This is a genomic window from Vibrio sp. 10N.247.311.47 (assembly GCF_041467535.1).
In the GTDB taxonomy this organism is placed as follows: domain Bacteria; phylum Pseudomonadota; class Gammaproteobacteria; order Enterobacterales; family Vibrionaceae; genus Vibrio; species Vibrio crassostreae_C.
In genome coordinates this window covers 1-8366 of sequence record NZ_JBFSUR010000066.1, presented here as the reverse complement: position 1 = coordinate 8366, position 8366 = coordinate 1, and the positions used below count along the sequence as shown (strand labels likewise).

Sequence of the window (8366 nt, the reverse complement as noted above, 5' to 3'; positions counted from 1 at the left end):
CTCTGATATCAAGTCTCGTAACGACACTAAAGTAATGTAAACGTGCCATGAACACCGCATTCTAATCGCCTAACACGAATAATAAGATCAAGTCTCCAACCATGAGGAGACTTGAAATGGGAAAACGACACACTAATCAAGAATGGCAAACGCTTATCGAGCAATCTGAATCGAGTTCATTGTCAACGCTCGCATTTTGTAAGCTCAATGAACTCAATCCCTCAACGTTTTATGCTAGCGCCAGCAACTCCAAAAAGCGGATGTATCCCAAGGCTTTGTGCGAGCGGAGGTCGTCGAAAAGACAACGAAATACCAAGCTCAAATAGCCACCGCTAACATGACTCTTCTCGTCAATAATGTTGAGCTGAGTATTCCTCAAGGCACGCCAGCGGCCTATCTCGCAGAGCTTATCGGTGCATTATCATGAAACGCATGCTCAGCGCTCCAGAGATTTACTTGTATTGTGAAAGCGTCGATTTTAGAAAGTCCATCAACGGCCTTGCAGCGATTATCGAAAATGACACCGACCTACCTTTAGGAAGTGGCGCTCTGTACTTGTTCACCAACAAACAACGCGACAAAATTAAAGTGTTGTATTGGGATGAAACGGGCTTCGCCCTCTGGTATAAACGCCTTGAAAAAGCCAAGTACAAGTGGCCATCAAAAGAGAAAAACGAGGTTTGTAGTAGATGAATGAAATTGGACACTACGTTAGAGTTTTTGCAAGACCCCAAATAATCCGTTAAATGCTAAATTAGCAAATTCACTGACTCACTTTTGTCCCGTTCTGAACCAGAAACCTACTTTCGTAAGAAGGCTTTTGACAAAATTGAACTTCGGAAAATCGAACATTAGCGACTCATGAATAACTACATGTATGGCAAAGTTGTAAAGAGCTAGTACGATGAGTAAAGTCACACTAGCAAAAAGATTAGTTTAGGTTCGTACTAAAGAATTCAAGTCTAAATAGGCTCTATTTATAGTCGTTTTTCCGTAATCCTAACGTTCGGTTTCGATGGGATTTTCTAAACCTGTCACATTGATCTTACCCATTTTCGGTAAATACTTGTACCTGCATTTCTATTGAGTTCTTCACTATACATGTAGCCATACTTATCAATTAAATCAAAAGTATGGTACGTCCACCCGGATGCAAACGCCACACCAACAAGAGTAAATAACAGTATTATCTTGTCCCACTTGGCTCTAGTTTGCTTTGACTCTAGTTGGACGATTGTTTTCCCGTAATAAAACGCCTTTGGTGTCATAAAAATCAAATAGAGAACCAACCCAAAGCAACCAATAGGAAGCCATAATGCTATTGGAGAAAACGTAACAACGCGCTCATGATTCAACAGATCCAAGTAGCTTTGAAGCACATCATAAGATATCAAACACCAAGCACCAAGCCCAAGCACCCACATAAAAATTACAGCTAATCTAACTCTAGTTTTGGACTGCATTTTCAAGCTCCGTTACAATTGAATTTGAAATATCATATTTTCCCCACATAAATTCAATGGCTAGATAAGCTAACGCACAAACAACCCCTGCTATTAATAGCGAGCCAGTCAGAGTCGCTGCTGCAAACAAAGCGGCCTCACCAATCCCAAACTGAATCAGAGCCTTAAACATATCTGCGCCAACATTACCAAACCAATCCACTAAGTGATAATCATCTTTAAAAGCTAAATCGCTAGTCGCTATACTAGCCGACACCACAAACGTTAAAACTCCTGCCCCCTTAAAGTTTGTAGCCCTTGATTGAGGACTAAAGCCTGCTTGCATCGATTTAAATGAATTGAGAGGGTACTTCTTCCCATTCATATTAATACGCGTGCCATTAACAAACGCATGTTTGAGCACTTTCCCATTCTGATCTGTCCCATTAAACGCCACAAAGGTTTTGCCTTTGCTCTCGACAAGATCTGCCTTAATGTTCATGTCCCCAAATTGCTTAGCAATAGACGCAGCATCAAACATCGGCTCTGTGTGGTTAAACCATGACTTCGCTGTATTAATACTCGTAGAAAGGGCTGCAACATCTTTACCAGAATCCAACCAAACGTTATGCAATATTTTATGAGCATCCTCTAAATCGGTGATCAACACATGTTGATGGTTCTTCGCCATTTCATCTTCAAGGGAACACTGTAGTCCTATAGAATCGTTCAGGACTTGAGGAGTTTTCAATCCTTGAGAGATTGACCCTAATCCCGCTTCTTGTCTATCTCTAAGAACCCTTTCACGGTTTTCCTTCCATCGTTTCTCATCGCTTGCTGAAGGCGTTAATTCAGCCCTACGATCTAAGCGTTGGCGTACTGCTCGCTCTCTTGTGGTTTCTAGTCTTTCTTCTGGAATTACTGGGGCTGATTCATATCTCATGGAAGTCTTATTTGCTGACAAATAAAAAGATGATAACAATATTTTCAATGGCTTATCATTGCTAACAAGATATTCTGACAACTTCACCAACCAAAAGGTCACTTTGACAGGCTAAACACTCATAGTGAAGGTTTTAATCGCTTTGAGTAGCATTCAATCGGATAATTTTAGTAGGGTAAAATGTACGCCCCAGATTTTGTAGAGTATTTTATTTAACGATAATGTTTTAGAGAAGTAACACTAAGGGGCTTTTGTCCCGAAGTATTACCATACCTTTGAACAAAAAACTTAAGGCTGGGTATTCGCTAACATTTAATTCGGAAACGTGAGGAAGATAGTTTAACCTATCAAAGTAAAATTCTTTTCAAGTTCAACGTTTCTACCAGAGTTACATAAATTCAAGGAGTTATTTGAATGTCATTTCTTAGCAAGTGTGGGCAAATCATCGATGTTATTCTTGGAGAATATAAACTGCCCACAGAAAAACAGCACACTATTGATGGTCTGTCTACCGTACTATGTAACTATAATACTCTAGACAAAGAGGCTTTAAACGGATGTTTTCTGATCTACCAAGAGATACAAGATGTCTTCTCATATATTCCAGAAGGACGCACCGTTGAAGCTAAAACGATCAGTCACGGCACATTGATACTAAGAAAAGAAAACGGTTTGATGCGTGTAATAAGAATAGAATAAAAATCTGTCATACCAATTTATCCTCCAAACGGAGAGGGGGGGCACACTGCGTGACTTCGTCGAACCAAGGCTCTTTTGTCCCAAAACGTCAGATATCTCTCAAAAGAGAGCATATTTGTACAACCGAACATGCTGTGCGAGTGAACACTATGTCACTATGTTGGATCCCAAAAATATCCTACGATGAACTCAAAAATTCGAGACTGGAGTTGATAGAAGATTTCAAGCAACTCCTTGCTATATTCTCTAAAGGATGACTAATGAAGAAAAGAGCATTCATATTATCTGCAATATTTCTTAGCCTTTTATCTGGCTGCGTGAGTCAACCACTTAGTAACGCTGAGTCAATTCCGGTTGCAGAATCAAAGATATTGGCACCTATGAGCATTAGACAGGACTTCCCTGATGCAGTAAAAACTGTCGTAAAGCGGGATAGCGGATTTAGAGGCTCTGCTTGTGATTTCACGATTTATTTGAATGGAGAACCAATTGTTAAACTAGCCCCTAAAGAGAAATTTGAAATGTTCTTAAAGCCGGACATTTACATACTGGGAGCGCAGCCAGAAGACAACTTATGCGCTTTAGGGGTTGGTATGACTGAAGTTGAGGCTAACCTAACCAACGGCAAAGCTGCAAATTACCGCATCGGTTATGATGAAGGCTCAGGCTTTCAAGTTTATAAAACCGCATTTTAGCAGCACTGAGAAAGTAGGCCCAATATCTAACTGCTCAAGGACAAAAGCTTGAGTCGCTTTTGTCCCGTAGCGAAAGACCGCGGACGAACCAACACTATTTCAACGAAAAAAGAAAACCACTGCTAGTTCTTCAACATCAGGTGTGAATGAAATTGAGTAATTCACCTCTAAAATGATCGCTTACAGGGCAAAAAACTTTGCCCTTACATTGAAAACTATGACTGTATGGGCATAGCATAGGCAAGTTCATGAACTAATTGTCTAAACAACGATTCTTTGCCCTCTGGGATAATTAACTGGTCTTTTCCTACGCGTTGGCACAATTTCTGTAATTTAGGTGCTGACGCTATGTTCTTTGCTATCGACTCGGTATCGCATTTCAAAAGTAAAAAACGCCCCTCTAATCGTACTGCATTCTTATTGCTCTCTAACGTTTTGAAGAGGTGCTCAATTTGAGTCGGGAAATATGGTTGTTCATCTCTTTCAGATAGGAAAGATTGTATTTCTTCTAAGTCACCACCATTTTCGAGGTGTGAGAGTATCTTGCTTGTGCATAGCTGCCAGACTTGGTCGGTAGCTTCATCCGCATAATTAGTAAGAAATACTCGCTCACTTGTAGTGGGTGGCTGCATAAACTGAACACGATACTTCGGCAATAATGCGATCGATGTTTTCGTTGATTCGGATACATCGATGTAGGTATCAACCACTCCAAGCACATAGGCTCCGAGCTTTGTAAGCCTGATATATTTTAAACCATCATAAATGGACAAATAATCTAGGTCATATTGCCCCCAACGGTCATAGTAATTATCTTGAGCGCCCTCCGGCGTTACGTAAGCTATGTCGACGATCCCTAGAGTCGCGAAATACTCCATAATTAAACAGCGAGAGTAAGCATTAGTAAGAAAGGTACCGTCATGAATGCGGCCATACGTGGAATCACCAATATACAAGCTATAGGGTTCAAACGTAATATTAAAGAATTGCCCCTCAACCGCCATTAATCTCAGATAGTCATCAAAAGAGACCCATTCTTCAGGTGGGCAAGATCGCAATGTTTCTATACAAGCATCCCTGCGGCTCAGAACATTGGTAAAATATTTCTGACCTTTTCCTTTTTGCCCTTTAATCTGATTGATACGTGAGAACTCGTCAAATTTGCTTCGATCTTTCCAGTCCAAGAAAAGCTGTTTAATGACGTCACAATGTCGTTGTTGAAGAGCGGCTTTTTTTAGGTTGATTTGCAATTCGCCCTTTGTCTCTTTGAACCATAGAGCAGCTCTTAGAATTTGAATCCAACCAAAAGCCTTTATACTTTTCGCTGATTCGTCATCAAGTGATGTTACCTTTTGATACGGTTCATTGAGTTGGTTGCACAGTTGGTTGAGCAATGTTTTAGAAGGCAGCCCAGTTTTCGGACTGACTTTTAACTTCTTAACCTTAATAGTGTTAAGAAGAACGTTAAGCTCCGCTTCCGTGTATTGTGGGGTTTCTGACGTTTCAATCTCGTCACCATCGACAATTGCCGTTGGCACAGAGAAATGTGGTGGCAATGGAACATGAGGTTTCAAAAAAGCTAATAGGTCATTAGGTATTCTGCGTGAAGATCCGTAACGGCGGTCAGGATAAAAGAACGGAGATAAAGCTTTGTCACCGTTATCTTTATCTCGACTTCGATACAACGACCAGTCTTCTGTACTAGGTGGTTCTTTTTGATATTTTGACCAGAATACGAAACCGTCCATATAACCTGCTTGATTGTGAACGGCCTCTTGCAAAGCAAGCTTCTGAACCTCTGAGAGGTGGTTCCAAATTAGCTGTAGATTGTCTGGGTTCATCAATGCATTAAAGAGTACACTTGCAACTTCTGCTTTGCGACTGGGGATAGCACAAGAAAAGGGTAATGACTTGATACGAAACTTCAGGTCATCGACGGTGCTGTAATCAATAAGGTTTTGAAAATTATCCATGCTGTTACTAGCTCTCTTGATATCTTCAGGAGATTTTATACTACCCCCCTTAGCTCTTCTTCCTTATTTTCGAAAAAGCGTACTTTGCATGGCTTAAATAAATGCAAATTCAATGGAAAGTGTGATTTTGCTAAGGCACTTTTGTCCCCAAACGTGGTACTGCAATACCATATTCACCAGCGGCTCTTTCATCATCTGGCATAATGAACAATCATTAATAAGGTATTGGCTATATGGACAAAATTCTCATGCGGAGCTTGGTTGTATTCTTGATAACCTTTAGTCACCCGTCTTTTTCTCAGGATGCGATAAACGATGGAAAATCAATCGCAGACAACTGTCGTGAAGTCGGTAAAACAGCACAGTATTTCATGACTTTTCGACAAATGGGAATGGAATACAACACGATGGAAGAAACCCTAAAAGGAGCCACAAAAAGTGTTGATGAGTACACCAGAGGTAAAATTATTATTGGGGACGTATTTGAATACCCAATTGTTCAAGGAAAAGAAGAAAAACAACAAATGGCCACGCATTATTCAGAATATAAAGCAGGTGAGTGTTTAATGGGTTATATCAAGTAACATTGTCCAATTCTTGTCACTAAGGTGTGATAAAGACTCCTCCGCTAACTTGCTTCAGTCCCTGAGTGCTAGAAACAGGTGCTCGCAAGCACCGAAATACGCAGACTAAGACACTCTGTCCCAATCAGAGTCAAACATTATTATACGTTACTGATTGAGACAGGCTTTCAATTAATAAGACGTTATCCTTTGTAATACTCAGTGTGAGCACACTTAGGGCATGGTGGTAAAGTATCATCATGATCATCTAAGTCGACTTGTTGACCGCATTTCTTACAGGTATAACTACCTTTACCCGGTTTTTCTCCTGTTGTCGCCATCATTGCTCTCCATATATTTAATTAGACTTCGCAGTGTAGCTCAGGCTCTAGACCCGAACTAAAGTAAATATACAACTAAGCACATACATAAAATGTGACTGAGTTCGTTTTTTAAACGTTTGCAGCACTAAGTAGCTTTTGCCTCCTAACAAATTGATTTTTTGGTAAAAAAGTCATATTTCTCTCCAAAAAAAGAGTATGTTAGTGCAACCAAATACATCATTAGTGTGAACTCTATGTCAGATACGGGTTACCAAGAAACCTCTGACAACTCGAAAAAACGAAAGACTGGAACTGAGAAAGGATTTCAAACAACACCTTGTCTTACACTGTAAAGGATGACCAATGAAGAAAAGAGCATTCATATTATCTGTAATATCTATTAGCCTTTTATCTGGCTGTGTTAGTCAACCACTGACTAACGCTGAGTCAATTCCCGTTGAAGAATCAAAGATATTGGCACCTATGAGCATTAGACAGGACTTCCTTAATGCAGTAAAAACAGTCGTAAAGCGGGATAGCGGGTTTAGAGGATCTGCTTGTGACTTCACAGTTTATTTGGATGGAAAGCCAATAGTTAAATTAAGTCCTAAAGAAAAATTTGAAATGTTCTTAAAGCCAGACATATACATACTAGGAGCGCAGCCAGAAGGCAATTTATGCGCATTAGGGGTTGGTCTAACTGAAGTTGAGGCGAACCTAACCAACGGAAAAGCTGCAAATTACCGCATTGGCTACGACGAAAGCTCAGGCTTTCAAGTTTATAAAACCGCATTTTAACGATACTGAGAAAGTAGAGCAACTTTCCAGTTTTGGCGAATTTACGATCCAGAAAGTTTAGATGCCTTATTAAGCGACATATTGTTTTCAAAGTTAAAACACACAATGCATCATGTTGATGTATAAGACGAAGTCATTCGCTGAGTAAAAAAAAACTATGAAGAATATAGATTTAGCCCCACTTTACGAAGCTATTGAAAAGCACCACATAATAGATGCATGGCGCGGCAGTGTATTAAGTTCTTTCGACTCTCCAGAGGAGCACGCTAACAAAAAACTGGTTGCGGCAAAGCAATCTTTTACTCGAATGATGATGTCTTCTAAGAACAATGGTTCAACTGATTACCAGCTTTGGGCAATTAATACAGCCTTAGGTCTAAAGGTTACCCGAGGATATAGTGCACAAGCTATTGGTAAGCAGCATTGGCAGTCATGGGGAACTGACTCAAACAAACGCAGAAAGAACAAAAGTTGAAACGTTCGAAGTAGCTTAAAGTAACGTTGCAGTTCACAACTCATGAATCTAACTCGCTCCTATGTCCCGAAGCGAGCTTACCAACATAAAAATCACTTTACGATATGAGTCTTGTTGTCACCACATAAGCTATATTTGGGTAAATTCAGGTTGTTTACGAATGACAACCTTTTGTCCGAAACTGATAATGGGGCAGAAATTGTTTAGATTAAATGCTCTAAATTTTATGACCACCAAGTAATGTTGTGGTTATGCTTCCTTGCTCTCCCCTCCTGATCTTATTGCGAAAGCTGGCATGTCACGTATAAAGAAGAGTGATTTTTATTATTGGAAATGTCTTTATTATCAATAGTTTTTTATCGTTTTTGCTTGTCATTACACGACGAATATCATAAAAAAAATGGTCAAGCGCAAGATGGGGTGTGGCAAGATAGTTTTATCGTAACTCCCTGATT

The 8366-nt window shown here is 39.9% G+C and carries 10 protein-coding genes and 1 pseudogene; 7 read left to right on the top strand and 4 right to left on the bottom strand.

What is annotated here, in order from left to right:
* The first annotated feature begins 116 nt into the window (after positions 1-116).
* Positions 117-427: pseudogene (gene tnpA, locus AB6E51_RS23705) on the top strand (IS66 family insertion sequence element accessory protein TnpA).
* On the top strand, positions 424-693 hold the full coding sequence (gene tnpB / locus AB6E51_RS23700) for an IS66 family insertion sequence element accessory protein TnpB (protein ID WP_372050062.1): 270 nt from the start codon (positions 424-426) through the stop codon (positions 691-693). Before tnpA ends, tnpB begins: the two are co-directional and overlap by 4 nt.
* Positions 694-1034: 341 nt before the next feature.
* On the opposite strand, the gene AB6E51_RS23695 is transcribed toward tnpB, so the two are convergent.
* Positions 1035-1463 (bottom strand): hypothetical protein, encoded by a 429-nt coding sequence (locus AB6E51_RS23695; protein ID WP_102278090.1) that lies wholly within the window; start codon positions 1461-1463, stop codon positions 1035-1037.
* Entirely contained in the window at positions 1447-2385 is a 939-nt protein-coding gene (locus AB6E51_RS23690) for a hypothetical protein (protein WP_102278091.1), read from the bottom strand. Before AB6E51_RS23690 ends, AB6E51_RS23695 begins: the two co-directional genes overlap by 17 nt.
* Positions 2386-2799: 414 nt before the next feature.
* Here AB6E51_RS23690 and AB6E51_RS23685 point away from each other — a divergent pair, with 414 nt between their 5' ends.
* The gene (locus AB6E51_RS23685; protein WP_102278092.1) at positions 2800-3084 is read left to right on the top strand and encodes a hypothetical protein; all 285 of its coding nucleotides are present in this window, start codon (positions 2800-2802) and stop codon (positions 3082-3084) included.
* A gap of 260 nt (positions 3085-3344) precedes the next feature.
* Positions 3345-3779: a hypothetical protein gene (locus tag AB6E51_RS23680; protein WP_102278093.1), complete on the top strand. Its 435-nt coding sequence runs from the start codon at positions 3345-3347 to the stop codon at positions 3777-3779.
* Positions 3780-3994: 215 nt separating this feature from the next.
* Here the strand turns inward: AB6E51_RS23680 and AB6E51_RS23675 are convergent, their stop codons facing one another.
* Positions 3995-5752, bottom strand: coding sequence for a hypothetical protein (locus AB6E51_RS23675; protein WP_048613855.1), 1758 nt, complete (start codon positions 5750-5752; stop codon positions 3995-3997).
* Between the two features lie 233 nt (positions 5753-5985).
* Here AB6E51_RS23675 and AB6E51_RS23670 point away from each other — a divergent pair, with 233 nt between their 5' ends.
* Complete coding sequence (locus tag AB6E51_RS23670) at positions 5986-6336, top strand: hypothetical protein (RefSeq protein ID WP_016788350.1); 351 nt, start codon at positions 5986-5988, stop codon at positions 6334-6336.
* Positions 6337-6518: 182 nt separating this feature from the next.
* On the opposite strand, the gene AB6E51_RS23665 is transcribed toward AB6E51_RS23670, so the two are convergent.
* Positions 6519-6659 carry a zinc ribbon-containing protein gene (locus AB6E51_RS23665; protein WP_022570822.1) on the bottom strand — a complete coding sequence of 47 codons (141 nt, stop codon included), beginning with the start codon at positions 6657-6659 and terminating at the stop codon, positions 6519-6521.
* 342 nt (positions 6660-7001) lie between these two features.
* Here AB6E51_RS23665 and AB6E51_RS23660 point away from each other — a divergent pair, with 342 nt between their 5' ends.
* A complete protein-coding gene (locus tag AB6E51_RS23660) occupies positions 7002-7436 on the top strand; it encodes a hypothetical protein (protein ID WP_016788348.1) in 435 nt (144 codons plus the stop codon).
* Positions 7437-7593: 157 nt separating this feature from the next.
* The gene (locus AB6E51_RS23655; protein ID WP_016788347.1) at positions 7594-7911 is read left to right on the top strand and encodes a hypothetical protein; all 318 of its coding nucleotides are present in this window, start codon (positions 7594-7596) and stop codon (positions 7909-7911) included.
* Positions 7912-8366 lie beyond the last annotated feature (455 nt).